We start from the raw sequence: 26,538 nt of genomic DNA on the forward strand, positions 1-26,538 counted from the left end.
TATCTTTCTAAAGAAGACGAACATTCGAATAAATTATAATCAGCTGAATTTGCATTTGAAAATTCGTGGAATCAGTATTTAATAAACAAAAAATGGTACCATTTAATGAGCTTATAGGTTTTATGATAGCTGCATTTCTTCTGGTATTGACTCCGGGGCCAAATATGCTTTATTTGATTTCAAGGTCGATTACTCAAGGTAAAAAGGCTGGAATAATTTCGTTAACAGGAATAGTATTTGGATTTTTATTTCATATCGTATTAGTATCATTTGGAATAACGGCTCTTTTATTTGCAGTTCCTTTTGCGTATTTAATCTTAAAAATTTTGGGTGTTGCTTATCTTCTGTATCTGGCTTTTCAGGCAATTAAGCCAAATGGAAAAAACATGTTTGAAGTAAACGATAAATTGACAATCGATAAACCAAGTAAGCTGTTTGGTATTGGGTTTTTAACAAGTGTTCTAAATCCTAAAATAGCAATGTTTTATTTATCCTTTTTTCCTCAGTTTATTAAACCTGAGCATGGCTCAATAATGACACAAAGTTTGCAATTAGGAATCACTCAGGCGACCATAAGTTTTACTGTAAACTTTGTAATTGTATTAACAGCATCAAGAATGGCAGTCTTTTTTGCAACAAAGCCAACATGGTTAAAAGTTCAAAAATGGTTTATGGCTGGAGTTTTGACTTCAATGGCAATAAAAATAGCTTTTTCGAAAGCAAAATAAAATAAAAACAAGAAACATGAAAGTAACCTTAAACAGAGTAAACGACGCGTTTCATTTTAAGCTCAAAAATGAACGTGGTCATGTAGTTGATGTAGATAGCAGAGCCGAATTTGGCGGAAGCGATTTAGGTGCGAGCCCAATGGAATTAGTATTGATGGGAGTTGCAGGATGCAGCGCTATTGATATGATTTCGATTTTAAAGAAACAACGCCAGGAAATCACTTCATTTAATGCTGAGGTCGAAGGAACTCGTGTTCAAATTGGAGAGGCAAAACCTTTTAAAGAAATCTTTGTAGTTTTTTATCTGGAAGGAGATATTAATCCTGAAAAAGCGCAACGTGCAGCACAACTTTCTTTCGAGAAATATTGCTCAGTTGGAAAAACTGTCGAGCCTACAGCCACAATAAAATATAAGGTGGTTTTGAACAACGAGGAATTATAGGAATTAGAAAATTAGTCAATTAGAGGATGAGATAATTCTTTGACTAGCTATTATAAAATAGTAAAAGAACTGTTTAGTTTAAGATTGTATCAAATGCCTTTGAGAATCTTTGTGTAATAGCTCTTTACAAAAACAAAAAATAAAATGAACGAACAAGAATTTGGTTTTGAAACCCAAGCCATAAGAACGCAATTAGAAAGATCACAGTATTTAGAGCATTCCGTGCCATTGTACCTATCATCAAGTTTTGTATTTGAGGATGCCGAAGATATGCGAGCTTCTTTTACAGAAGAGAAAGATAGAAATATTTATAGCCGTTTTAGTAATCCGAACACAACCGAATTTGTAGATAAAATTTGCAAAATGGAAGGTGCCGAAGCTGGTTATGCTTTTGCAACAGGAATGGCAGCGGTGTATTCTACTTTTGCAGCTTTGTTAAATGCGGGAGATCATATTGTTTCAGCAAGCAGTGTTTTTGGTTCAACTCATGCCTTGTTTGTGACTTATTTTCCAAAATGGAATATTGAAACGTCGTATTTTGATATCAATAAACCGGAAACTATTGAGAGTTTTATCAAGCCAAATACAAAGATATTGTATGCTGAGTCACCTACAAATCCTGGTGTAGATGTAATCGATTTGGAATTGCTTGGAAAAATTGCTAAAAAGCACAACTTGATTTTAATTATCGATAACTGTTTTGCAACGCCATATATTCAGCAACCTATAAAACACGGAGCACATTTGGTAGTACATTCTGCTACTAAGTTAATCGATGGTCAAGGACGCGTTTTGGGTGGAGTAACAGTAGGAAACGAGGATTTAATCAGACAGATATATTTGTTCTCAAGAAATACTGGACCTGCTTTATCACCATTTAATGCTTGGATTTTATCTAAAAGTTTAGAAACATTAGTTGTGCGTGTAGAGAAACATTGCGAGAATGCACTTAAAGTTGCTGAGTTTCTAGAAGCACACCCAAATGTAAACAGCATTAAATACCCGTTTTTAAAATCGCACCCACAATATGAAATCGCCAAAAAGCAAATGCTTTTAGGTGGTAATATTATTGCGTTTGAAATAAAAGGTGGAATAGAAGCTGGTAGAAAGTTTCTGGATAAAATAAAATTATGTTCACTATCGGCTAATATTGGTGATACAAGAACAATTGTTACGCATCCAGCATCGACAACTCACAGTAAATTGTCTGAAGAAGATCAATTAGCAGTTGGTATTACACAAGGATTAGTGCGTGTATCTGTTGGTTTAGAAACTGTAAAAGATGTAATTGCCGATTTAGAGCAAGCGCTTTCTTAAATAATTTTGAATGGTGATTGGCGATTTTTTATTTGATATATTTCATCAGAAAAAGAATCGTTAATCATCATTTTTTATTCTTTTGTAATTGTTCACTCAAAAAGTATATTTTTGTTGTAGAAAAATATGTAGTCCATTTTAGCAGAAATCTAAAATTTACATTCTAAAATCTAAAATAAAAAATGCTTTCAAAGAAAACTAAATACGGAATCAAGGCTTTAACATATTTGGCCAGGCGAGAAAATAACGAGCCTGTACAAATTGCTGAAATTGCTAAAAGCGAGCATATTTCGATTAAATTTCTGGAAAGTATTTTGTTGCTACTTAGAAACTCTGGTTTTCTTGGAGCTAAAAAAGGTAAAGGTGGTGGGTATTACTTGATAAAAGACCCAAAAGATATTAGCATGGCAAAGGTATATCGTATTCTCGAAGGACCTATCGCATTACTTCCGTGTGCGAGTCATAACTTTTATGAAAAATGTGATGATTGTGATGATGAAACTACTTGTGCAGCAAGGCGCTTAATGACAGAAGTGAGAGATAATACTTTGAAAGTTTTAGAGAATAACTCACTTGCAGATATTGCGTTTTAGTTAACCCTGTTCTATATACTATAATAAAAAAAGACCATTTCAGATTCTGAAATGGTCTTTTTTATGTCTTTTAGATTTGGTTTAAAAAATCAATTTATATCCAGCTAAAAAAAGCATTACTGCAATAGCATTTCTAAGTAAAGAATCTGGCACTTTTCCGCTTAACATACTTCCCATAAAGATTCCTGGAAGTGATCCCATTAATAACTGAGCTAATAAGGTTAAATCTAAATTACCCATTGAAGCATGTCCTATTCCTGCAACAAGAGTTAAAGGTACAGCATGAGCAATTTCAGTACCTACCAAACGTGGTGTAGGTAAAAGTGGGTAGAGGAAAAATAAAGTAACGGTACCCAAGGCTCCAGCTCCTATTGATGTTAATGTTACGGTTGCTCCAAGTAATACACCGATTCCAACGGTTAACATGTTTTGTGTATTGCTCTCGCTGTGAAATTTATCGCCAGCGTGTTTTTGAGAGTATACTAATAATTTCTTTTTGAATAAAATTGCAATAGAAGTAAAAAGCAATGCCCAGCCTAAACTATATTTTATAACTGCATTTATGGTTGTAATATCTGTTTTGATGCTGTTTAATATCCACAAAGTCAGTAAAGCAGCAGGAACACTACCTAAAGTAAGCCAGCCAGTTATAGACCAATTTATATTGCTTTTTTTATGATGTACAAATACGCCTCCCATTTTAGTAAAAGCAGCGTATAGTAAGTCGGTACCAACTGCTGTTGTTGGAGGGATACCAAAATATAATAAAATAGGAGTCATTAAAGAGCCACCTCCTACACCTGTTAATCCCACTATAAAACCAACGACTAAACCTGCAATTACAAGACCTATTTGGAAATCCATAAATAAAATTTGGGTAAAAATAATAACAATTTCACGATAATCCTATAGATATGGTAGACTTTAAGAAAAATATCACAATTAGATAACAAAACATTATTTATAATACACAATGATGATTCTTAGAATTCTTTAAAGCGTATTAGGATGTAACTTAAAGACAATTAGCGATGTAAAAAAATTAAAATTTATTTTGATATTTAGAAATAAGTAGTAATTTTGCATTGTAATCTACTAAGCCGATAGGGTAATAGATTTTAAAATAAAAAAGAATAATTAGGTGTATGGAAAAAGAACTGAAGTTGGATACCGTAGCAATAAAATCAGGTGGATCGTTTTCAAAACAATTATGGGTTATAATTCCTGCTGCATTATTGTTAGGTTTGATTTCAGTATTGATTTATAATCATCATGCAGAATTTACTTGGGAAGGCTTTCTAGATGGATTTAATCAGGAATTTTTAGTATTTTTCTTAATTGGAGTTTTTGCACAATTGGTAGATGGAACGTTAGGAATGGGTTACGGAGCAACATCAACATCTTTTTTATTGGCTTATGGAGTTTCTCCAGTTATTAGTAGTGGAGGAGTTCACGTAGCAGAAATGTTTACAACAGGGGCATCGGCGATATCACACCATAGATTTGGAAATATCAATAAAAAACTAGTTAAGAATTTATTGATTCCAGGGGTTTTAGGATCAATTACAGGAGCATATTTACTGTCGGATGTAATTGATGGAGATATTATAAAACCTTTTATCGCGGTTTATATGATTGTACTGGCAGTGATAATTATTAGAAAAGCATTAAATAAAACTATAATTAAAAAGAAAACCAAGCGACTTGGAATCTTAGCAACCTTTGGAGGTTTTATGGATGCTGTAGGAGGTGGAGGTTGGGGACCAATCGTAACTTCGACATTGTTAGGAAGAGGTAGAAATCCTCGTTATACAATTGGGTCGGTAAATGCAGCCGAGTTTGCAGTTTCATTTGCAAGTGGTGTAACATTCATGCTTTTTGGAGGAATCCACGGATGGCAAGTTATTATAGGTTTGATTTTAGGTGGCGTAATTGCTGCTCCTCTTGCTGCTTTTTTAGTAAATAAAATTAAAAGAAAACCTATGATGGTGGCAGTAGGAATATTAATTATCCTTTTGAGTTTAAAAACATTATCTAAATTATTGTAATAATTTTTTAGAAATATCAAGAATATGAGCACAACAAATATTACATCTTTATTAGCTAAAACAAAAGATTTTTCTCTGGAAGAAACATTAGAATTTTTGGCTAATGAATACAAAGACAAAGTCGTTTTCTCGACTTCATTTGGTCAGGAAGATCAGGTTATAACCGATTTTATTGCTAAAAATAATATCGCAATTACCATTTTTACATTAGATACAGGGAGATTGTTTCAGGAAACATACGATGTTTTTCATAGAACATTAAAAAAGTATAAAAAACAAATCGAAGTTTATTTTCCAGAAGCAACTGCGGTAGAGAGTTTATTAAAAGAAAAAGGTCCGAATAGCTTTTATGATTCGGTAGAGAACAGAAAAGAATGCTGCTTTATCCGTAAAGTAGTTCCGTTAAGAAAAGCCTTGTCAGGAAATGCAGTTTGGATTACAGGTTTAAGAGCTGAACAATCAGAAAACAGAAATGATTTACAATTGTTTGAATACGATGTAAACTTCGAAATAATAAAATTCAATCCATTATTAAAATGGTCATTACAAGAAGTAGAGGATTATTTGCAAGAACATAGCGTACCTCAAAATGCATTACATAAAAAAGGATTTGTAAGTATAGGATGTGCACCATGTACGAGAGCAATTTTGCCAGACGAAGATATTAGAGCCGGAAGATGGTGGTGGGAATCGAGCCATAAAGAATGTGGTTTGCATAGCGCTAAGAAAGAATAGAGAGCCTAGAGGCAAGAGAATAGAATAAAAAACAATAATGGTTATGAGTTTTGGATGAGGTGATCAAAACCTTAAATTTTAAACTTTAAACTTTGAAACAAAAAAACAATGAGTTCAGTATTAAAAACAAATGCTTTAGAGAGTGAAGCGATATACATTTTTAGAGAGGTAATTTCTCAATTTGATAAACCGGTTTTACTTTTTTCAGGAGGTAAAGATTCGATTACTTTAGTGCGTTTAGCGCAAAAAGCATTCTTTCCTGCGAAAATTCCTTTTCCACTATTGCACGTTGATACAGGACACAATTTTCCTGAAACGATAGAATTTAGAGATAAATTGGTTGCAGAGTTAGGATTAGAATTAATCGTAAGAAATGTTCAGGATGCTATCGACGAAGGAAAAGTTGTAGAAGAAACTGGAAAATATTCTAGTAGAAACAGCTTACAAACAACAACACTTCTAGATGCAATCGAAGAATTTAAGTTTGATGCTTGTATTGGTGGTGCGCGTAGAGATGAAGAAAAAGCAAGAGCTAAAGAACGTATTTTCTCAGTTCGTGATGATTTCGGTCAATGGGATGAGAAAAACCAACGTCCAGAGTTATTTGATATTTTGAATGGAAAAATAGAAAATGGACAAAACGTACGTGTTTTTCCAATTTCAAACTGGACAGAATTAGATGTATGGAGTTATATAGAACAAGAAAAAATTGAAATTCCATCTATTTATTTTTCACACAAACGTAAAGTTTTCTTGAGAGATGGATTAATCTGGTCACATTCTCCTTATGTGTATCAGGAAGAAGACGAACAAATCGAAGAAAGAATCGTTCGTTTTAGAACCGTTGGAGATATGAGTTGTACAGCTGCCGTTGAATCGTATGCAGCAACAATTAAAGAAGTAGTTGGAGAAATCAGAACATCTACAATTTCTGAAAGAGGTGCCAGAATCGATGATAAACGTTCTGAAGCAGCAATGGAGAAAAGAAAGCAACAAGGGTACTTTTAAGCCCCCTAACCCCCGAAGGGGGAACTTAAGCGGATTGAAAAGTAAATAAAATATTCAGATTTAAGAGTTTATATGAAGGTTTTTTTAGGGAACCTTAAACTTTTAAACTTTAAACAAAAAATTAAAATGGAAGTTTTAAAAATAGCAACAGCAGGAAGTGTAGATGACGGAAAGAGTACTTTAATCGGGAGATTGTTGTATGATACAAAATCATTGACTACAGATAAAATCGAAGCAATAGAAAAAAGCAGCAAATTAAAAGGATATGATTACTTAGATTTTTCACTTGCAACTGACGGATTAGTAGCAGAAAGAGAACAAGGAATTACAATTGACGTAGCGCATATTTATTTTTCGACAGCAAAGAAAAGTTACATTATTGCCGATACTCCAGGTCACGTTGAGTACACACGTAACATGGTTACAGGAGCTTCGACTTCGCAAGTTTCAATCATTTTGATTGATGCTCGAAAAGGAGTAATCGAGCAAACATATCGTCACTTTTTTATCAATAATTTATTGAGAGTAAAAGAGGTAATTGTAGCGATTAACAAAATGGATTTAGTTGATTATTCTGAAGAAGTTTATAATAAAATCAAAGCCGATTTTCAAGCATTAAATGCTAAAAGTACTTTTAAGGAACAAAACGTAAGTTATATTCCACTAAGTGCAATCAACGGTGGAAACGTAGTTGATCAATCTAAAGATATGCCTTGGTACGATGGACAAACTGTTTTGGAACATTTAGAAGCTTTAGAGCCAACAGATGTTTTTGAAAAAGGACAAGCACGTTTTCCAGTTCAAACAGTTATTCGTCCAAAGACGGAAGAGTATCACGATTTTAGAGGATATGCAGGTAAATTATACGGTAACTCAATTAAAGTAGGAGATGCAGTAACAGTTTTACCTTCATTAACAGAATCTAAAGTAAAGAACATTCACTTTTTTGATAAACAATTTGATGAAGCAATTGCAGGTTCATCAATCACAATTGAATTAGAAAATGATATCAATGTTACCAGAGGAGATATGATTGTAAAATCAACAGAACTTCCTAAAATAGAAAAAGATATCACAACAACAGTTTGTTGGATGGATTCTAAAAAGTTAGTTCCGGGAACAAAATATATCGTTCAGCATAATACAAACAGAGTTTTGGCAAAAGTAGAAAGTATCAAGAATACAATCGCAACCGATTACTCAGGAACAACACCAGCAACTCAATTAGCAATAAACGAAATTGGTGAAGTAAGTATTAAATTAAGCAAGCCTTTATATTTTGATGCTTACAATGACAATAAATCAAACGGAGCTTTTATCCTTATTGATACCGCAACAAATACAACTGCAGGAGTAGGATTCATTAGATAGTTTCACTGCTGTAAGCAATAAGCTTTAGGCTGTAAGCTTTTAGCAAAAAACGTATAACAAGGTACGCAAGAAAGCCTACAGCTTATTGCCTAAAGCCTAAAGCATTAAAAAGAAATGGAAAGTTTTAGAACAGAAATAGAAAATCCGATAGTTCAGAAAGAGATTATCGATTTAGAAAAAAAGATTCATTTATTCCGTGGAGGAAAAATTGATGATGAACGTTTTCGTAGTCTTCGTTTAGCACGTGGAATCTACGGGCAACGTCAGGAAGGCGTTCAAATGATTCGTATTAAATTGCCTTTTGGTAAAGTTACCAGCGAGCAATTAGTGCGTATTACTAAAGTTTCTGATGAATATTCTACAGGGCGTTTACATATTACAACACGTCAGGACATTCAGATTCACTATGTAAGTTTAGACAGAACTCCAGAGCTTTGGGCGAATTTAGCCAAAGACGATGTTACCTTGCGTGAAGCTTGTGGAAACACCGTTCGTAATATTACAGCAAGCGAATTGGCGGGTGTAGATGTAAACGAACCATTTGATGTTTCGCCTTATGCACACGCTTTGTTTCAGTATTTGTTAAGAAATCCTATTTGTCAGGAAATGGGACGTAAATTTAAAATTTCGTTCTCATCATCAGATGAAGATACGGCTTTGAGTTACTTACACGATTTAGGATTTATTCCAAAAGTAGTAGATGGTGTTCGTGGTTTCAAAATAATGTTAGGAGGAGGATTAGGTTCACAACCAGCACATGCCGAATTACTTTCGGAATTTGTACCTGCAAACCAAATCATTCCAACGGCAGAAGGTGTAATTCGTATTTTTGACAGATACGGAGAACGTGCAAAAAGAATGAAAGCACGTTTGAAGTTTTTAATCAAAGAAATAGGAAGAGATACCTTTATGGATTTGGTTGAACAAGAGAAAAAAGCGATTGCTTTTGAAACTTATGAAATAGATACAACAGCTTTTGAAGCACCAATTCCAGAAACATTATTACCAGTTCCAGCGGTTACTATTGAAGATACTAAAGGGTATGAAGCTTGGAAAAAATCAAACGTAATTGCTCAAAAACAAGAAGGATATTATGCTATCGGAATCAAAGTTTTATTAGGAGATTTTTACACCGATAAAGCAAGATTATTAGCTGATTTGATTAAGAATTATGCAGCAAATGAATTACGTTTTTCATTGCGTCAAAATATTGTAATACGTCATGTAAAAGAAGAGAATCTGCCCTTCTTTTATCAGGAATTAGCCAAATTAGGTTTTGTAAATCTAGGGTATAATTCTACTGCCGATATTACAGCTTGTCCGGGTACAGATACTTGTAATCTTGGGATTGCAAGTAGTACCGGAATTGCGGAAGAACTAGAAAAAGTATTAAATGCCGAATATCCTCAGTATAGTAATAACCATGAAATCGAAATAAAAATTAGTGGTTGTATGAATGCTTGTGGACAACACAATATGTCAGCAATCGGGTTTCAGGGAATGTCAATTAACTCAGGAAAATTAGTAGCACCAGCGTTACAAGTTTTATTGGGAGGAGGAAAATTAGGAAATGGAGCAGGACGTTTTGCCGATAAAGTAATTAAGATTCCAAGCCGTAGAGGACCAGATGCTTTGCGTACTATCTTAAATGACTTTGATGCCAACGCAAACGGAGAAAAATTCCTAAATTATTACGACTTAAAAGGAGAGAAATATTTCTACGAAATCTTAAAACCTTTTGCTGATGTAACCAATTTAACCGAAGCTGATTTTGTAGATTGGGGTAATGCCGACAACTATGTAAAAGCAGTTGGAGTAGGAGAATGCGCTGGTGTTGTTATCGATTTAGTTGCTACTTTATTATTAGAAGCAAAAGATAAATTAACATTTGCACAAGAATCATTCGACGAAAATAAATGGTCTGATGCTATTTACCATGCCTATGCAGGATTTGTAAATGGAGCAAAAGCATTATTACTTTCAGAAGATGAAAAAACAAATAATCACGCAGGAATTGTTGATTTGTTTGATACTGTTTTTGTAGCAACTTCTAAAATTGAATTGCCAACAACTTTTAAAGAATTGGTATACCAAATCAATAAAGTAGAACCTTCAGAAGCATTTGCAAAACAATATATACAAGAAGGAATTGCTTTTTTTGATACAATAGAAAAATATAGAGCCAAAGATTTAGCTAATGCTTAATACAGTAAAACCCAAAGTAACTTTAGTCGGAGCAGGTCCGGGCGATCCAGATTTGATGACTTTAAAAGGTGTAAAAGCACTTGCTGAGGCAAATGTGGTTTTGTACGATGCTTTGGCAAATGAAGAAATTTTAGAATATGCACCTAAAAATGCAATCCGAATTTTTGTTGGCAAGCGAGTAGGAAACCATGCCTACACACAAGACCAGATAAATCAATTGATTGTTGATAATGCATTAACTTACGGAAATGTAGTACGACTAAAAGGTGGAGACCCATTTGTATTTGGTCGTGGAAGCGAAGAAATAGAATACGTAGAGAGTTTTGGAATTCCTACTTTTGTAGTACCTGGAATCTCATCGGTAATTGCAGTTCCTGCTTATCAGGGAATTTCGATAACCAAAAGAGGAGTTTCAGAGAGTTTTTGGGCAATTACAGGAACAACTTCCGATAGAAAATTATCATCAGATGTTGCTCTTGCAGCACAATCTTCTGCAACAGTAGTTATCCTGATGGGGATGAGTAAACTATCGCAAATAGTAGCTTTATTCCAAAAAGAATCAAAGGGAGAAACACCGATAGCGATTATTCAAAACGGAACAACGCCAGAGGAAAAAGTAGGAGTAGGAACGATAAATACAATCCAAGAAATCGCTGCAGAAAACAAACTAGGTTCACCAGCTATTATTATCATTGGAGAAGTAGTTAGAGAAAGTACCAAATTAAAAGGATTTTACGAAGAATTTGTATCAAGTCAAATACGATTATAATGGAAAGAAACGAATTGTATCCCATTTTTTTAAAACTGCATAAGCTTAATGTACTTATTGTAGGCGGTGGAAATGTGGGATTAGAGAAGCTTTCCTTTTTATTAAAATCAAGTCCTAATGCCAATGTTGAGGTTGTTGCAACCACTTTTTTGCCAGAAATAGAAATCTTGGCAGAGAAGTATAATCTAACGCTAACAAAGGCAAAGTTCAAAAAGAAAATGCTTAAAAGGAGGCATATGGTTATTGCCTGTACCGACGATTTATTGGTTAACAAAAGAATATACGATTTATCTACAGAAAGATATCTCATATGTAATATTGCCGATACCCCCGAATTATGTGATTATTACTTAGGTGGAATCGTAACCAAAGGAAATGTAAAAATTGCCATTTCGACAAATGGTAAATCACCGACCACTGCCAAAAGGCTACGAGAATTTTTCGAAGAAATAATTCCCGAAGATATCAACCAGATGGTAGAAAACCTTAACGAATATCGAAAAACCTTAAAGGGGAATTTTGAAGATAAGGTTAAAAAAATGAATGAGATTACTGCTTCACTAAAAAATACACAGTAATTTTTTTTGGACAAAGGAAGAAATGAATGATAAAAATCATTGAAAATAGTGTAAATTATTTGTTTCTTTGTATTTATTAAGAATGATTATAAACAACAATAAAATGATTAAAACAGACATACTTATAATAGGAGCTGGTCCAACTGGTTTATTTGCCGTTTTTGAGGCAGGATTATTAAAATTAAAATGCCATATACTAGATGCTTTACCTCAAGTAGGAGGGCAACTTTCAGAATTATATCCTAAGAAACCTATCTATGATATCCCTGGATTTCCAGAAGTATTAGCAGGAGATTTGGTAGATAACTTAATGGAGCAAATAAAGCAATTCGAACCAGGTTTTACATTAGGAGAACGTGCTGAAACAATAGACAAGCAAGAAGACGGAAGTTTTATTGTAACCTCAAATAAAGGAACAAAAATTCATGCAGCAGTTGTAGCTATTGCAGGAGGTTTAGGAAGTTTTGAGCCACGTAAGCCACTTATTGAAGATATCGAGTTTTATGAAAATAAAGGAGTAAAATACTTCATCAAGAATCCAGAAAAATTCAGAGATAAAAGAGTCGTAATTGCAGGAGGAGGAGATTCAGCTTTAGACTGGAGTATATTCCTTTCTAATGTAGCTTCAGAAGTAACTTTAATTCACCGTAGAAACGAATTTAGAGGAGCTTTAGATTCTGTAGAGAAAGTACAAGAATTAAAAACAGCTGGAAAAATTAAATTAATTACACCAGCAGAAGTTATCGGAATCAATGGTGCTGAGCATATTGAATCATTAGATATCGAAGAAAACGGAGCACACCGTAAAATCGAAACCGATTATTTCATTCCACTTTTCGGATTAACACCAAAATTAGGACCAATCGGAGACTGGGGATTAGAGATTGAGAAAAATGCTATTAAAGTAAACAATGCATTAGATTATCAAACTAATATTCCGGGAATCTTTGCTATTGGAGACGTTAATACTTACCCAGGAAAATTAAAATTGATTCTTTGCGGATTCCACGAAGCAACACTTATGTGTCAGGCAGCATACCAAATTATCAATCCAGGAAAAAAATACGTGCTTAAATATACTACCGTTTCAGGAGTCGACGGATTTGATGGAACTCGTAAAGAAGCTCCAAAAGCTGTTGTTAAAGCAATAGTTTAATTTTTAAGCCTCTAAGAAGCTAAGTTTCTAAGGGACTAAGATTTTTATATATAAAGCTCAAACTTGTTATCAAGTTTGAGCTTTATTTTTTTTAATAATATAGGGCAATTTCGTTTTATTACACATTCATATCTTTCAGAACATTTGGGAATAATTTAAAAACATAGCCAGTGGTTTCAACCACTGGAACACAATATATAATCACGATCCGTATCCCACGGTTGAAACCGCGGGCTATAAATTGATAATAATAGAATTTCAGGTGTATAAGAATGTTAATTATCTTTAAACTTACTAGAATTTATTCTTAATTTTTTGATGCTAAACGTCAACCCTAAAACCCTTAGTAACTTAGTTCCTCAGAATCTTTAAAAAACACTTGCAATTGTTAGCGCTATGTGTTTACTTTGCACTGTTCATATATTTATTGAAAGTTATCACGAAAGGCGGAGGGATAGACCCATTGAAACCTTAGCAACCCTTTATCATAAAGAAGGTGCTACATTCTACTTTATACATTTACTGTATTAAAGATAGATAACACATAATACAGCAATGTATTTCTCAAAACTTTTCTTGACAAACTTATCGATATTAACTGAATAAAATTTCAGTATCAGAAGCGAATTATTGGCGCATTTTTGCCCAAAACATTCCCGCTTTCCGCTATATCTTTTTTTCTATCCCGAGGCTTCGGGACCAGAAAAAAAGGATACCGCTGCACTCGGGGCTAAAAGGCTATGATATTGAATTTTTGGTAATATTTAATAAAAGCTTTGCGCCTTAGCGTCATTGCAAGAAAAGAAAAAACATGTCAACAATTCAAGAAGCAATTAAAAAAAACATACTCGTGCTCGATGGAGCAATGGGAACAATGTTACAACGCTATAATTTTTCCGAAGAAGATTTTCGTGGAGAACGCTTCAAAGACTTTCCACATCCCTTAAAAGGAAACAACGATTTACTATCCATAACACAACCACAAGCAATTCGCGATGTCCACGCCGCTTATTATGAAGCGGGTGCCGACATCGTAGAGACGAACACATTCTCGGGAACAACAATCGGTATGGCCGATTATTTCCTGGAAGAGTACGTTTACGAATTAAACTACGAGTCGGCTAAACTAGCCCGAGAAGTAGCCGATGAGTTTACAGCTAAAAATCCTGATAAACCACGTTTCGTTGCCGGTTCAATTGGGCCAACAAACCGTACAGCAAGTATGTCACCAGATGTAAACGATCCAGGTTACAGAGCCGTAACGTTTGATGATTTACGTATTGCCTACAAACAACAAGTAGAAGCCTTAATGGATGGTGGCTGCGATTTACTGTTGGTAGAAACCATCTTTGATACATTAAATGCCAAAGCTGCACTTTTTGCAATCGAAGAAGTAAAAGAAGAACGTAATATCGAAATTCCGATTATGGTTTCGGGAACAATTACAGATGCTTCAGGAAGAACACTTTCGGGGCAAACAGTTGAAGCTTTCCTGATTTCGGTATCACATATTCCGCTATTAAGTGTAGGATTTAATTGTGCTCTTGGAGCCGATTTGTTAAAGCCATATCTTAAAACATTAGCACAACATACCAGTTTTAACGTTTCGGCACACCCAAATGCAGGTTTGCCTAATGCATTCGGACAATATGACGAGACACCAGAACAAACACAGGCATTCATCAAAGAATATTTAGAAGATAATTTAATCAACATCATCGGAGGTTGTTGCGGAACAACGCCGGAACATATTAGATTAATTGCTGAAATAGCGAAGGATTATAAACCGAGAGTTGCGCCGGTGTTGGTGTAACGTTTTCCTGCAAGGTTTGTAATAAGAAGAATAAAAGCATTAGATTGAAATATTGGTAATATTAGATAGATGGAAAAAATTAAGCAAAAGGTAATATTGAATGCTAATGGAGCTGAAGTAGCTGTTTTGCATTTTGGTGACGACAACGATTATCTTTCGTTAACAGATATTGCTAAATTTAAAAATGCAGATGATGCTTTTATTGTTGTGAATAATTGGCTTAGAAGTAAAGATACAATTCTTTTTGTAGGATTATGGGAGCAATTAAATAATCCTAATTTTAAACCTATCGAATTCGATAGGTTTAAAAATGAAGCAGGAACAAACGCTTTTACGTTATCTCCCCAAAAATGGATAAATACAACAAATGCTATTGGTATTATTTCAAAATCAGGCAGATATGGGGGGACTTTTGCACATAAAGATATTGCTTTTGAGTTTGCCTCGTGGGTATCGGCAGAATTTAAGTTATATATTATTAAGGATTATCAAAGGTTAAAAACGGATGAGAATAGTCGCTTATCTTTAAATTGGAATTTAAGTAGGGAATTGTCTAAAATTAATTATCGTATACATACGGACGCAATAAAAGAAAATTTAATTCCTAAGGATATTGCTCAAACATTAAAAGGGATTGTATATGCAAACGAAGCTGATGTTTTAAATATTGCATTATTTGGAGTTACTGCAAAACAATGGAAAATACAGAATCCTGATGTAAAAGGAAATATAAGAGACGAAGCTACATATCATCAACTTATTATTTTGGTAAATATTGAAAGCATGAATGCTGAATTAATAAAGTTAGGCTTAACTCAAGATGAAAGGGTGTTGCGATTGAATAAAATGGCGATCGAACAAATGACTTCTCTTTTGAGAATAGAACAAAAGAAAATAATATAAGAATAATTAAGATCTTGGAAAATATAAAGATTTCTTATGAAACCGAATTTGCGTGAGGGATAGAAGAGGATAGCCCACAGCCTGACGAAGGAAGTGCGAGGACTAAGAACGGATAGCCCGATTCGCTGCGGCGAAACACGCCCAAAGTAAGATTGTGAAATAATAGAATGAGATTGCTTCGTTCCTCGCAAGGACAAGCAAGACGTTAAAATAAAAGTTCCAGAGGAACGACATATTTGTAGCTACGGAATTTATTCCGTTGAAAATTAAAAAGAAATGGCAGAAAATAGAAGAGACCTTGTATTAGCAGGATTAGAACCGTTGATTATTACGCCTAACAGTGTTTTTGTAAATATTGGTGAACGTACAAATGTTACGGGTTCAAGAAAATTCCTTCGCCTAATCAAGGAAGAGAAATATGACGAGGCACTTGATATTGCAAGACAACAAGTAGAAGGTGGAGCGCAGATCATCGATATAAATATGGATGAAGGAATGCTTGATGGTGTTCAGGCAATGACAAAATTCCTGAATTTAATAGCATCAGAACCCGATATTTCGAGAGTGCCGATTATGATCGACAGTTCGAAATGGGAAATCATCGAAGCGGGTCTTAAAGTAGTACAAGGAAAAAGTGTTGTAAACTCGATTTCGTTAAAAGAAGGAGAAGAAGCTTTTATTCACCACGCCAAACTAATCAAACGTTACGGAGCTGCGGCTATTATCATGGCTTTTGATGAAGTAGGTCAGGCAGATAATTTTGAACGTAGAGTCGAAATTTGTCAGCGTTCGTATGATATTTTGGTTAATAAAGTCAATTTTCCTCCACAGGATATTATTTTCGATTTAAATATTTTTCCTGTTGCAACCGGAATGGAAGAACATCGCCTGAATGCTTTGGACTTTTTTAGAGGTACAAAATGGGTTCGTGATAATTTGCCTCACGCGCATATCAGCGGTGGTGTAAGTAACGTTTCATTCTCTTTTAGAGGAAATGATCATGTTCGTGAAGCGATGCACTCGGTGTTTTTATACCACGCAATTCAGAACGGAATGACAATGGGAATTGTAAATCCAGAGATGCTTTCTATTTATGATGATATCCCTAAAGATTTATTAGAACACGTAGAAGATGTAATTCTTAACAGACGTGACGATGCAACTGAAAGACTTTTAGATTTTGCAGAGAATGTAAAAGGCGAAGTAAAATCAGATGAAAAAGCGATTCAGGAATGGCGTTTAGGAACGGTTCAGGAGCGTATTACACATTCATTGGTAAAAGGTATTGATGCTTTTATAGAAATAGATGTCGAAGAAGCGCGTCTGGCTGCTACAAAACCAATTGAAGTTATCGAAATCAATTTGATGACGGGAATGAACGTTGTTGGAGATTTATTCGGAAGCGGAAAAATGTTTTTACCACAGGTAGTAAAATCAGCACGTGTAATGAAAAAAGCTGTTGCTTATTTATTGCCTTTCATAGATGCACAAAAACGCCCCCCAGCCCCCGAAGGGGGAGTTAAAACCTCACAACATTGGGAAACTGCAAATCCGATGAATTATGGATTGTTGAAGCAGTTTTCTTTGGATATGAGAAATAAACCTACTGAAACTGAAAAGATTTTATGGGACCAATTAAGTGGAAAACAATTAGAAGGGTATAAATTTAGGAGACAACATATTATAGGCGATTATATTGCGGATTTTGTGTGTTTAAAAGAACGTATTATAATTGAAGTTGATGGGTTAATTCATCAACTGCCTGAAAATGTAGCAAGCGATTTAGAAAGAACTAAATGGTTGAATGAGCAAGGATTTCAAGTATTAAGATTTACAAACACAGAAGTTTTAACTGGATTAGAAAAAGTTTTAGCTACTATTAAAGATGCATTAGAGGCTCCCCCTTCGGGGGCGGGGGGGGCAGGAAAGATACTAATTGCAACTGTAAAAGGTGACGTTCACGATATTGGTAAAAATATCGTTTCGGTTGTTTTAGCCTGTAACAATTACGAGATTGTAGATCTTGGTGTTATGGTGCCTCCAGAAAAAATTATTGCTGCCGCGATAGAACATAATGTTGATATTATTGGTCTAAGCGGATTGATTACACCTTCGCTTGACGAAATGGTGTATTTGGCAAAAGAACTAGATAAACAAGGAATTAAAATCCCGATTATGATTGGTGGAGCAACGACTTCGCGCGCGCATACAGCCGTGAAAATTGCACCTCAATATAGAGAAACTGTAATTCACGTAAACGATGCTTCGAGAGCCGTTACCGTTGCAGGAAATCTTTTAGACCATAATCGCAAAATATACGCAAGCGATATTCGTGCAGATTATGATGCGTTTAGAGAAACGTTTTTAAATCGTTCGAGAGATAAAAACTTCCTAACGATTGAGCAAGCGCGTAAAAATAAATTACAATTGGATTGGGCAGAATACACGCCAACCAAACCAAAATTTATTGGAGCAAAAGTAATCGAAGTAGAGTTGGATGTTTTGGTACCGTATATCGACTGGACACCGTTTTTTAGAACATGGGAATTGTTTGGGAAATACCCAGCGATTTTAACCGATGAGGTAGTTGGAGAACAAGCAACTTCGGTTTTTGCAGATGCACAGGACATGCTGAAAGTAATTTTGGCAGAGAAAAAGCTAACTGCAAAAGGTATTTACGGAATTTTCCCTGCGAATCAGGTAGATGATGACGATATCGAATTGCGTGATGAAAACGGAAAAGTTCTGGAGAAATTCTTAACGCTTCGTCAGCAATCACAAAAAACAAAAGGCGCACCAAACATTGCTTTGTCGGATTTTATTTTGCCAAAAGATTCAGGAGTTACCGATTATATGGGAGCATTTTGTGTAACAACAGGTTTTGGAGTAGACGAATGGGCTGCCGAATTTGAAAAAGATTTAGACGATTACAATTCGATCATGGTAAAAGCATTAGCAGACCGTTTTGCAGAGGCTTTCGCCGAATATCTACACGAAGAAGTGCGTAAAGATTTTTGGGGTTATGACGTAGACGAATCATTATCGACAGAAGATTTAATCGAAGAAAATTATAAAGGAATTCGTCCAGCGCCAGGATATCCTGCTTGTCCAGACCATTTAGAAAAGCCAACAATCTGGAAATTACTAAATGTAGAAGAAGAAATAGGAGTAACCCTTACTGAAAGTATGGCGATGTGGCCAGCATCTTCGGTTTCAGGATATTATTTTGGAAATCCGAAAAGTAAATATTTTGGACTCGGAAAAATAAAAGAAGACCAAGTTGTAGATTACGCCAAACGCCGAAGTATTTCGACAGATAAAGCTATGAAATGGTTAAATCCTAATATAGCAGATTAGCCCCCTAGCCCCCGAAGGGGGAAGTAAGGCAGAAAAAAATAACACAAACCTGATGACCCCTTTCAGGAATTCCCCCTTCGGGGGTTAGGGGGCTGATTATGAAAGTAACACAACATATAGAAAACGCCAACGGAAATACATTATTCTCATTTGAGATTATTCCGCCCCAAAAAGGGAAAAGTATTCAGGAATTATACGACAATATTGATCCGTTAATGGAGTTTAAACCGCCATTTATAGATGTAACAACTTCTCGCGAAGAGTATATTTATATTGATAAAGGCAACGGACTTTTAGATAAAAAATTAACTCGTATGCGTCCGGGAACACTGGGAATTTGTGCTTCTATAAAACATAAATATAATGTAGACACTGTACCGCATTTACTTTGCGGTGGGTTTACTCAAGAAGAAACCGAGTATATGTTGGTAGATTGTCACTATCTAGGAATCAATAATGTAATGGCGCTTCGTGGTGATGCTATGAAAGATGAACAATCTTTCGTACCAAAAATCGGAGGAAACAGTTTTGCGATAGATTTAGTTAAACAAATCAATGAACTAAATTGTGGAAAGTATTTACACGAAGTAATGGATGTTGATAACAAAGCCGATTTTTGTATTGGTGTTGCAGGATATCCAGAGAAGCATTTAGAATCCCCATCCTTAACTTCTGACTTAAAAAGACTAAAAGAAAAAGTTGATGCTGGTGCTGATTATGTGGTAACACAAATGTTTTTTGACAATTCAAAATACTTCGAGTTTGTAAAAAGAGCACGCGAAATGGGGATTACAATTCCTATTATCCCAGGAATTAAACCAATTGCTGTACAAAGACATTTGCAGGTTTTACCTCAAATTTTCCGTATCGATTTACCCGAAGACTTAATTAGCGAAGTCGATAAATGTAAAAATAATGTCGAGATACGACAAGTTGGTATCGAATGGGCAATTCAGCAATCATTAGAGCTTAAAGCTGCAGGAGTTCCGGTTTTGCATTATTACTCCATGGGAAAATCCGAAAATATTCGTCAAATAGCGAGTAAAGTTTTTTAATGTCATTGCGAGGAACGAAGCAATCTCATACAGCATATCTTTAGTGCTTATTATTAGTGTGATTGCTTCGTGCCTCGCAATGACTCTCGTCTTTGTGAACAATTGGAATTTGGAATTTAAAGTTTGGAATTTTATAAATTTAAACATTATGGAAAAAGAAGAATTACAAGCAATCGCATCTCAATTAAAAAAACCAGAAGGAGAAAAAGGAATTGAAATGGCAAATATGATGCATGAAACAAACATCAATATGACGCTAAGTTCAATCCGAAACTTAAATATCTCTCAAGGTGATAAAATACTAGAACTTGGTCATGGTAACGCAGCGCATTTAGAATACGTAATGCAGCAGAGTACGGATTTAAAATATTACGGACTCGAAATGTCTGAATTAATGTATGGAGAAGCGCGACAGATAAACAGAAACTATGTCTCTCAAAAACAGGCTTTCTTTTCAGTTTATGATGGAAACACCATTCCGTTTCCAGATGCCACCTTCGATAAAATATTTACTGTAAATACGTTATACTTTTGGCAAGAGCCAGTAAAATTTCTTTTAGAAATATATAGAGTGCTTAATAATAAAGGAATCTTTACCCTAACATTTGCACAGGAAAGTTTTATGAAGAAACTTCCGTTTACCGAATTTGAATTCAATCTTTATGATACAGAAAAAGCTGAAAAACTAATCAGTCAAAGCCCTTTTAAAATCATCGATTCAGAAACGTTGACCGAAAAAGTAAAAAGCAAAACAGGAGAACTTGTCGATAGAGAATTTACTACACTTGTTTTACAAAAAGAATAAAATTAGAGTTAACAATTTAGAATCCTTTTTTGGTGTAATTTAATTGATTTTTAAAATACTAATGCTTTTTAAACTATGGGGACTAAAAAAATCAATTTTATAAAAAATTACAGTAGTATACTTTTGCTTCTGGGAGGTATAGTTGCGGGAAGTATTTTAGGATTAGTTTTTGGTAAAGATGTTGAGATTATAAAACCATTGGGAGATATCTTCTTGAATTTGCTTTTTACAGCAATTATTCCGTTAATCTTTTTTACGATAACTTCTTCTATTGCCAATTTAGAGAAAACAGAAAAGCTAGGAAGGCTATTTGTTGTTATGATTGCCGTTTTCTTAGGAACACTTCTTATTTCGGCTATTGTAATGATTATTGCTGTTTATCTTTTTCCTATCCATCAGAATATTATAGTTTCTAAAGTTCCATTAGAGAATATTGCAACAGGTAATGTTGGCGACCAAATTGCACAATTACTTACGACCAATGATTTCTACGAATTATTGTCTCGAAAAAGCATGCTTGCACTTATTATCTTTTCATTTTTAATAGGATTTGCAACCTTGCAATCAGGAGAAAAAGGAAATGCTTTCAGGAGTTTTCTAGACTCAGGAAACGAAGTGATGAAACAGCTTTTAAATATGATTATGAAATTAGCTCCAATAGGTTTGGGAGCTTATTTTGCCTATCAGGTTAGTTTTTATGGGCCACAATTGTTTGGAGTTTACGCTAAACCCCTAGGGATTTATTATGGAGCCTGTATTTTTTATTTCTTCGTATTCTTTAGTTTGTATGCTTTAATAGCAGGAGGAAAAAGAGCCTTTGTAGTATTCTGGAGTAATAATGTTACACCCGCGCTTACAGCTATAGGAACTTGTAGTAGTATTGCAACAATACCTGCTAATCTTTTGGCAGCCGAGAAAATGAAAATACCTGCACATGTCCGGAACGTGGTTATTCCGCTAGGAGCGCCATTGCATAAAGACGGTTCGAGTATGTCATCTATTTTAAAAATCACCGTATTATTTACCATGTTCGGAAAAGATTTTACCGAACCAAGTACAATACTTTTAGCATTGGGAATTACGGTAATCGTTTCTATTGTTGAGGGCGGAATTCCAAACGGAGGATATATCGGAGAAGTATTGGCGATAACAGTTTACGGTTTACCAATGGCAGAAGCCTTACCTGTAGCTATGATTTTGGGTACACTTGTAGATCCAATTGCTACTTTGCTTAATGCCAATGGCGATGTGATTTCATCGATGATGGTCTCCCGATTTTCGGAAAAAACGAAATGGTAGGGATTTAACATAATGAAATTGTCGTAACATTTATTCAATAAAATTATTTTAACCATATAAGTAATGTAAGTAAATATAAGAGAGAATAATCAACGCAAAACTTAAATGAACTTACATTACTTATATGGTTATTTTTTTCACAATAAAATCTTATTCTTAAACAGATTAGGCATTGATACCATATAATGCATTAATTTTATTTTAAACTATAATATCTAAAATGAATACAGCACTTCAACAAGATTTAAACGATATAGAAAATATACTTGAACAAGTAAAACAACAAGGAATAGCGTTTTTAAATTCTCTCGATTCAATTCCAACATCCAATTCCAACAGTATAACGACCAACCGAAATCTTAATCAGGAAGGATTAGGCGCATTATCGGCTTTGGAAGAATTTAATCAGCGATTAGCACCATTAATGATTGCATCGCCAGGACCAAGATATTTAGGTTTTGTAACTGGTGGGAGTACACCAGCTTCTATAGTTGGTGATTGGTTAACTACAATTTATGACCAGAATACGCAAGCGGTAAAAGCACAAGGAGGAGTTTCGGCTTTAATAGAAATTGAGACAATTAATTTATTATTACAATTGCTGGATTTGCCAAAATCATTTCTTGGCGGATTTGTAACTGGAGCAACAATGTCTAATTTTACTTCATTGGCTGTTGCAAGACAATGGATTGGAAAACAACTAGGAAAAGACTTTGCTAAGAACGGAATATCTGAACCTATTACGATTTTTGCATCTACGCCACATTCATCTTCTATAAAATGCTTGTCAATGTTAGGTATTGGAAGTCAGAACTTCACTAAAATAAAAACAATTGAAGGAAACCGTGAAGCAATAGATGTAGCCGATTTAGAAAAAAATATCGAAACTCTAAACGGAAAACCATTTATTGTAATTACAAGTGCAGCAACAGTAAATACAGCCGATTTTGATGATTTTGCAGCAATAAATGAATTAAAAAAGAAGTATAAATTCTGGTGGCATATTGATGCAGCTTTTGGAGGATTTGCAGCTTGTTCGCCTAAATACAAACATTTGGTAAATGGTTGGGAAAATGCTGACAGTATCACAATAGATTGTCATAAATGGCTTAATGTCCCTTACGAAAGTGCTTTTTATTTGATAAAAGAAGAACATAAAATATTACAGATAGAAACATTTCAAAATTCGAATGCACCCTATTTGGGAGATCCATTAGAAAATTTTAGTTTCTTAAATTTCTTACCCGAAAACTCAAGAAGATTAAAAGCATTGCCAGTTTGGTTTTCTTTATTAGCTTACGGAAAAGAAGGATATCAGGATATAGTCGAAAATAGTGTAGCTCTTGCATTGCAATTTGATGCATTTATTACAGAGAATGAAAACTTTGAGTTATTAGCGCCAACAAGACTAAATAATGTTTGCTTTACATTATCGGGAGATCATAATCAGGAGAGAGTAAATTCATTCTTGAGTCGTCTTAATGATACAGGAAAAGTATTTATGACGCCCACTGTTTATCAAAATCGTAAAGGAATTCGTGCTTCATTTGTGAACTGGAGAACAAGTGAAAAGGATATTGAAATAATCGTAGAAGAAATGAAAAATACAATTCTAGAGTTGAAAATTTAAGTAAAACATACAATAGATTTTTTTGAAAGTAGCCCGTTTAATTTGTTAAACGGGCTACTTTTTTATGTTTTTTTTATTTCTTGACGAATTGAAGCTTTGAGTTTTAACTTTTAAGGTGTTAAATTTTAATTGAATCTTAAGTTAATCTTAATTATTTACTAAGAAATATATTAATTTTTTATTGAATTGGCTACTTGAAAGTTAATCGTCGTTTTTATTTAGAATAATTAAAAATAACTTGGAAATGGTGTTTATTGATGTTAATTTTGTGCCAAATTAATTTCAACTTTAAGTAATGAAAATAAATAGAATATTTATCTTAATCCTGGTGCTCTTAACTTCGATTCAAGGTTTCTCACAAAATAACAAAGTAAAATTAAATGGGGTCATTTTAGGTAATAACGGGCAACCTGTCGAAGGTGTTTCTGTAGAACTAAAAGGTACTGCTTATTCAACATTAACCAATGAAAAAGGGGAATATGAAATTATAGCAGAACCACGAAACTATATTTTATCTATTACTTATGTTGGATATAAACCAAAGCAAGTAAAGATTAATTTAAAAGAGGTAAATCAAACAGTTCCAACTCTTACGATTGAAGAAGATATGGCTGCGTTAGATGAAGTTCAGGTTAAAGGAATATCTAAAGTAACCAGAGTAAAAGAATCTGCTTTTCAGGTTAATGCGGTCGATACTAAGTCAATGGCTAACATTACATCCAATTTGAGTCAAATATTGAATAAAACTACTGGGGTAAAAGTTAGGGAGCAAGGAGGTATGGGGTCTGATTTTGATTTTTCTATCAATGGTCTTTCTGGTAGTGCCGTAAAGTTTTTTATAGATGGTGTGCCTTTGGATATTATGGGGAGCTCAATGTCGTTAAACAATATACCAGTTAATTTATCTGAAAGAATTGAAGTATATAAAGGTGTAGTACCAGTAAATTTAGGTTCTGATGCTCTTGGCGGTGCTGTAAATATTATTACGAATCATCAAATATCAAATTATTTTGATATGTCATATAGTTTAGGATCATTTAATACGCATAGTGCTTCATTAACAGGACAGATGCGTGACAAAAAATCAGGATTAACTTTTAAAGCTTCTGGTTTTTTAAATTATTCTGATAACGATTACACAATGCGAGATGTGCAAGTAATAGAAGTGATTGATAAAGATAATTCTCGATTTGTTACTGGTGATTTTAAAAGATTCAATGATCAATATAAGTCTGCTATGGGGCAGGCAGAACTAGGTTTCGTTGATAAATCTTGGGCTGATATGTTTTTTATTGGAGGAAGTTATTCAGCTACAGAAAAAGGAATACAAACAGGAACTAACCAAGACGTAGTATACGGTCAAGTACATAGAGGAGGAGATGCTTATTCATTCTCACTAAGATATTTAAAAAAGAATTTGTTTACAAAAGATCTTGATCTAAGCTTTTTTTCTTCCTATTCAGACGATCAATATACTATTACAGATACTGCACTTAGAAAATATTATTGGGATGGAAGTTATGTGGCAGCTACTTCTTCAGAAATGGGAGGGCCTGCAACTAAATGGAATATTCGACGTCCAAAATATTTTATCGGATCGAATCTTAGCTACAAAATAGACCATAATAATTCGTTAAGTCTAAACTATACTCTGGACAAGGTCGAAAACAAGACTTATGATGAGTTGCTTACTGACAAAGATTATAATCCTGGGAAAATTACAAAGCATATTATAGGGCTATCCTATCAACAGAATTTATTGGAAGAAAAACTGACCAACACGTTTTTTGGAAAATATTATAGTATGTTGTTAGAACAACCTTTTGCTATTACTAATTCTGGAACTGGAGCGGGTGAAACTGTTAGGGATAACAATGGTTACACCGGATATGGAATTGCATCACGCTATAAAATAACTTCGTCTATAGGTATAAAAGCTTCTTATGAAAAAGCATATCGCTTACAAAGAGTAGATGAGGTGTTTGGTAATGGGTACTCGGTTGTAGCTAATCCTAATCTTAAACCAGAGAATAGCGACAATTACAATCTGGGTGGTTATTGGAAGAATGCAGCGGAAAATCATCATTTTTTTATTGAAACAGGAGGGTATTTAAGAAATGCGAAAGGCTTTATTTCTCCAGTTGTTTATCAATCGAATAGTCAGATAAGTAGATTTGAAAATACATCAAATGTTCTTATCAAAGGACTTGAGGCCGATATTAAGTACAATTATCAGGATAAAATAAACGTTGGGATAAATTTTACTTATCAAAGCACGCTTGACAACACGAAATATCCTAATGGATCAAATTCAGGAACAATATCAGCTACATACAAAGATGACTTGCCTAATAGACCTTGGATGTTTGGTAATGCCAATTTAGGATATAGAAAGTCGGACTTTATTAAAAAAGGAAATAATCTACAGCTTAATTGGGATTTGCAATATACACACTGGTATTACCTTACATGGGAAAACTATGGTACAAAAGAAGGTAAAAGTATAATTCCTAATCAGTATATCCAAAATGCATCTATTTCTTATTCTATGAATTCTGGAATGTATAATATTTCTTTAGAGTGCAACAATCTAACAAATGATTTGGCTTATGATAATTTTAAGCTACAAAAGCAAGGACGCTCCTTTTCAATTAAATTTCACTATTTCTTAAAATAGCCTGAAACGAACTTTTATTTTTAATGATTATATAAAAAATATTTTAAAC

At 34.2% G+C, this 26,538-nt stretch carries 21 protein-coding genes and 1 riboswitch; of the genes, 20 read left to right on the forward strand and 1 reads right to left on the reverse strand.

Annotated features, from left to right (window positions below):
• The first annotated feature begins 92 nt into the window (after positions 1-92).
• From ACJ6WR_RS12845 to ACJ6WR_RS12860, 4 genes are all read left to right on the forward strand, one after another.
• Positions 93-728, forward strand: coding sequence for a LysE family translocator (locus ACJ6WR_RS12845; protein WP_409415438.1), 636 nt, complete (start codon positions 93-95; stop codon positions 726-728).
• A 16-nt stretch (positions 729-744) separates the two neighbouring features.
• Complete coding sequence (locus ACJ6WR_RS12850) at positions 745-1,170, forward strand: OsmC family protein (protein ID WP_039112462.1); 426 nt, start codon at positions 745-747, stop codon at positions 1,168-1,170.
• Between the two features lie 144 nt (positions 1,171-1,314).
• Entirely contained in the window at positions 1,315-2,487 is a 1,173-nt protein-coding gene (locus tag ACJ6WR_RS12855) for a trans-sulfuration enzyme family protein (RefSeq protein ID WP_039112461.1), read from the forward strand.
• Between the two features lie 182 nt (positions 2,488-2,669).
• The gene (locus tag ACJ6WR_RS12860; protein ID WP_035619819.1) at positions 2,670-3,080 is read left to right on the forward strand and encodes an RrF2 family transcriptional regulator; all 411 of its coding nucleotides are present in this window, start codon (positions 2,670-2,672) and stop codon (positions 3,078-3,080) included.
• An 81-nt stretch (positions 3,081-3,161) separates the two neighbouring features.
• Here the strand turns inward: ACJ6WR_RS12860 and ACJ6WR_RS12865 are convergent, their stop codons facing one another.
• Entirely contained in the window at positions 3,162-3,944 is a 783-nt protein-coding gene (locus tag ACJ6WR_RS12865) for a sulfite exporter TauE/SafE family protein (RefSeq protein ID WP_409415439.1), read from the reverse strand.
• A gap of 281 nt (positions 3,945-4,225) precedes the next feature.
• Here ACJ6WR_RS12865 and ACJ6WR_RS12870 point away from each other — a divergent pair, with 281 nt between their 5' ends.
• From ACJ6WR_RS12870 to ACJ6WR_RS12945, 16 genes are all read left to right on the forward strand, one after another.
• Entirely contained in the window at positions 4,226-5,128 is a 903-nt protein-coding gene (locus ACJ6WR_RS12870; RefSeq protein ID WP_409415440.1) for a sulfite exporter TauE/SafE family protein, read from the forward strand.
• A 24-nt stretch (positions 5,129-5,152) separates the two neighbouring features.
• On the forward strand, positions 5,153-5,863 hold the full coding sequence (locus tag ACJ6WR_RS12875; RefSeq protein ID WP_409415441.1) for a phosphoadenylyl-sulfate reductase: 711 nt from the start codon (positions 5,153-5,155) through the stop codon (positions 5,861-5,863).
• A gap of 108 nt (positions 5,864-5,971) precedes the next feature.
• On the forward strand, positions 5,972-6,871 hold the full coding sequence (cysD, locus tag ACJ6WR_RS12880; protein WP_035619812.1) for a sulfate adenylyltransferase subunit CysD: 900 nt from the start codon (positions 5,972-5,974) through the stop codon (positions 6,869-6,871).
• Between the two features lie 126 nt (positions 6,872-6,997).
• Positions 6,998-8,242: a sulfate adenylyltransferase subunit 1 gene (locus tag ACJ6WR_RS12885; RefSeq protein ID WP_039112457.1), complete on the forward strand. Its 1,245-nt coding sequence runs from the start codon at positions 6,998-7,000 to the stop codon at positions 8,240-8,242.
• Between the two features lie 114 nt (positions 8,243-8,356).
• Positions 8,357-10,447, forward strand: a complete 2,091-nt coding sequence (locus ACJ6WR_RS12890; protein ID WP_409415442.1) for a nitrite reductase — start codon at positions 8,357-8,359, stop codon at positions 10,445-10,447.
• Positions 10,440-11,216, forward strand: coding sequence for a uroporphyrinogen-III C-methyltransferase (gene cobA, locus ACJ6WR_RS12895; protein ID WP_409415443.1), 777 nt, complete (start codon positions 10,440-10,442; stop codon positions 11,214-11,216). Before ACJ6WR_RS12890 ends, cobA begins: the two co-directional genes overlap by 8 nt.
• Entirely contained in the window at positions 11,216-11,794 is a 579-nt protein-coding gene (locus ACJ6WR_RS12900) for a bifunctional precorrin-2 dehydrogenase/sirohydrochlorin ferrochelatase (RefSeq protein WP_039112454.1), read from the forward strand. The genes cobA and ACJ6WR_RS12900 overlap by 1 nt, the downstream gene beginning before the upstream one ends.
• Before the next feature lie 103 nt (positions 11,795-11,897).
• Positions 11,898-12,950 carry an NAD(P)/FAD-dependent oxidoreductase gene (locus tag ACJ6WR_RS12905; RefSeq protein ID WP_039112562.1) on the forward strand — a complete coding sequence of 351 codons (1,053 nt, stop codon included), beginning with the start codon at positions 11,898-11,900 and terminating at the stop codon, positions 12,948-12,950.
• Positions 12,951-13,381: 431 nt separating this feature from the next.
• Positions 13,382-13,494, forward strand: a riboswitch (SAM riboswitch).
• Positions 13,495-13,761: 267 nt separating this feature from the next.
• The gene (locus ACJ6WR_RS12910; RefSeq protein ID WP_409415444.1) at positions 13,762-14,763 is read left to right on the forward strand and encodes a homocysteine S-methyltransferase family protein; all 1,002 of its coding nucleotides are present in this window, start codon (positions 13,762-13,764) and stop codon (positions 14,761-14,763) included.
• 69 nt (positions 14,764-14,832) lie between these two features.
• Positions 14,833-15,666 (forward strand): KilA-N domain-containing protein, encoded by an 834-nt coding sequence (locus ACJ6WR_RS12915; protein ID WP_409415445.1) that lies wholly within the window; start codon positions 14,833-14,835, stop codon positions 15,664-15,666.
• 276 nt (positions 15,667-15,942) lie between these two features.
• Positions 15,943-19,023: a vitamin B12 dependent-methionine synthase activation domain-containing protein gene (locus ACJ6WR_RS12920; protein WP_409415446.1), complete on the forward strand. Its 3,081-nt coding sequence runs from the start codon at positions 15,943-15,945 to the stop codon at positions 19,021-19,023.
• 98 nt (positions 19,024-19,121) lie between these two features.
• Positions 19,122-20,078 carry a methylenetetrahydrofolate reductase [NAD(P)H] gene (metF, locus tag ACJ6WR_RS12925; RefSeq protein ID WP_409415447.1) on the forward strand — a complete coding sequence of 319 codons (957 nt, stop codon included), beginning with the start codon at positions 19,122-19,124 and terminating at the stop codon, positions 20,076-20,078.
• Positions 20,079-20,226: 148 nt separating this feature from the next.
• Positions 20,227-20,883, forward strand: a complete 657-nt coding sequence (locus ACJ6WR_RS12930) for a class I SAM-dependent methyltransferase (RefSeq protein WP_409415448.1) — start codon at positions 20,227-20,229, stop codon at positions 20,881-20,883.
• A gap of 75 nt (positions 20,884-20,958) precedes the next feature.
• Positions 20,959-22,182 (forward strand): dicarboxylate/amino acid:cation symporter, encoded by a 1,224-nt coding sequence (locus tag ACJ6WR_RS12935; RefSeq protein WP_409415449.1) that lies wholly within the window; start codon positions 20,959-20,961, stop codon positions 22,180-22,182.
• A gap of 220 nt (positions 22,183-22,402) precedes the next feature.
• A complete protein-coding gene (locus tag ACJ6WR_RS12940) occupies positions 22,403-23,812 on the forward strand; it encodes a pyridoxal phosphate-dependent decarboxylase family protein (protein ID WP_409415450.1) in 1,410 nt (469 codons plus the stop codon).
• Positions 23,813-24,107: 295 nt separating this feature from the next.
• Complete coding sequence (locus ACJ6WR_RS12945) at positions 24,108-26,489, forward strand: TonB-dependent receptor (protein ID WP_409415451.1); 2,382 nt, start codon at positions 24,108-24,110, stop codon at positions 26,487-26,489.
• The last annotated feature ends 49 nt before the right edge of the window (positions 26,490-26,538 follow it).

Origin of the sequence: Flavobacterium sp. PS2 (genome assembly GCF_046250155.1) — a bacterium.
Lineage (GTDB): Bacteria > Bacteroidota > Bacteroidia > Flavobacteriales > Flavobacteriaceae > Flavobacterium.

What these genes read in the sequence shown, in the direction of transcription:
- ACJ6WR_RS12845 (WP_409415438.1), top strand. Translation starts at nt 93, where the DNA reads ATGGTACCATTTAATGAGCTTATAGGTTTTATGATAGCTGCATTTCTT.
- ACJ6WR_RS12850 (WP_039112462.1), top strand. Translation starts at nt 745, where the DNA reads ATGAAAGTAACCTTAAACAGAGTAAACGACGCGTTTCATTTTAAGCTC.
- ACJ6WR_RS12855 (WP_039112461.1), top strand. Translation starts at nt 1,315, where the DNA reads ATGAACGAACAAGAATTTGGTTTTGAAACCCAAGCCATAAGAACGCAA.
- ACJ6WR_RS12860 (WP_035619819.1), top strand. Translation starts at nt 2,670, where the DNA reads ATGCTTTCAAAGAAAACTAAATACGGAATCAAGGCTTTAACATATTTG.
- ACJ6WR_RS12865 (WP_409415439.1), bottom strand. Translation starts at nt 3,944, where the DNA reads ATGGATTTCCAAATAGGTCTTGTAATTGCAGGTTTAGTCGTTGGTTTT.
- ACJ6WR_RS12870 (WP_409415440.1), top strand. Translation starts at nt 4,226, where the DNA reads ATGGAAAAAGAACTGAAGTTGGATACCGTAGCAATAAAATCAGGTGGA.
- ACJ6WR_RS12875 (WP_409415441.1), top strand. Translation starts at nt 5,153, where the DNA reads ATGAGCACAACAAATATTACATCTTTATTAGCTAAAACAAAAGATTTT.
- cysD (WP_035619812.1), top strand. Translation starts at nt 5,972, where the DNA reads ATGAGTTCAGTATTAAAAACAAATGCTTTAGAGAGTGAAGCGATATAC.
- ACJ6WR_RS12885 (WP_039112457.1), top strand. Translation starts at nt 6,998, where the DNA reads ATGGAAGTTTTAAAAATAGCAACAGCAGGAAGTGTAGATGACGGAAAG.
- ACJ6WR_RS12890 (WP_409415442.1), top strand. Translation starts at nt 8,357, where the DNA reads ATGGAAAGTTTTAGAACAGAAATAGAAAATCCGATAGTTCAGAAAGAG.
- cobA (WP_409415443.1), top strand. Translation starts at nt 10,440, where the DNA reads ATGCTTAATACAGTAAAACCCAAAGTAACTTTAGTCGGAGCAGGTCCG.
- ACJ6WR_RS12900 (WP_039112454.1), top strand. Translation starts at nt 11,216, where the DNA reads ATGGAAAGAAACGAATTGTATCCCATTTTTTTAAAACTGCATAAGCTT.
- ACJ6WR_RS12905 (WP_039112562.1), top strand. Translation starts at nt 11,898, where the DNA reads ATGATTAAAACAGACATACTTATAATAGGAGCTGGTCCAACTGGTTTA.
- ACJ6WR_RS12910 (WP_409415444.1), top strand. Translation starts at nt 13,762, where the DNA reads ATGTCAACAATTCAAGAAGCAATTAAAAAAAACATACTCGTGCTCGAT.
- ACJ6WR_RS12915 (WP_409415445.1), top strand. Translation starts at nt 14,833, where the DNA reads ATGGAAAAAATTAAGCAAAAGGTAATATTGAATGCTAATGGAGCTGAA.
- ACJ6WR_RS12920 (WP_409415446.1), top strand. Translation starts at nt 15,943, where the DNA reads ATGGCAGAAAATAGAAGAGACCTTGTATTAGCAGGATTAGAACCGTTG.
- metF (WP_409415447.1), top strand. Translation starts at nt 19,122, where the DNA reads ATGAAAGTAACACAACATATAGAAAACGCCAACGGAAATACATTATTC.
- ACJ6WR_RS12930 (WP_409415448.1), top strand. Translation starts at nt 20,227, where the DNA reads ATGGAAAAAGAAGAATTACAAGCAATCGCATCTCAATTAAAAAAACCA.
- ACJ6WR_RS12935 (WP_409415449.1), top strand. Translation starts at nt 20,959, where the DNA reads ATGGGGACTAAAAAAATCAATTTTATAAAAAATTACAGTAGTATACTT.
- ACJ6WR_RS12940 (WP_409415450.1), top strand. Translation starts at nt 22,403, where the DNA reads ATGAATACAGCACTTCAACAAGATTTAAACGATATAGAAAATATACTT.
- ACJ6WR_RS12945 (WP_409415451.1), top strand. Translation starts at nt 24,108, where the DNA reads ATGAAAATAAATAGAATATTTATCTTAATCCTGGTGCTCTTAACTTCG.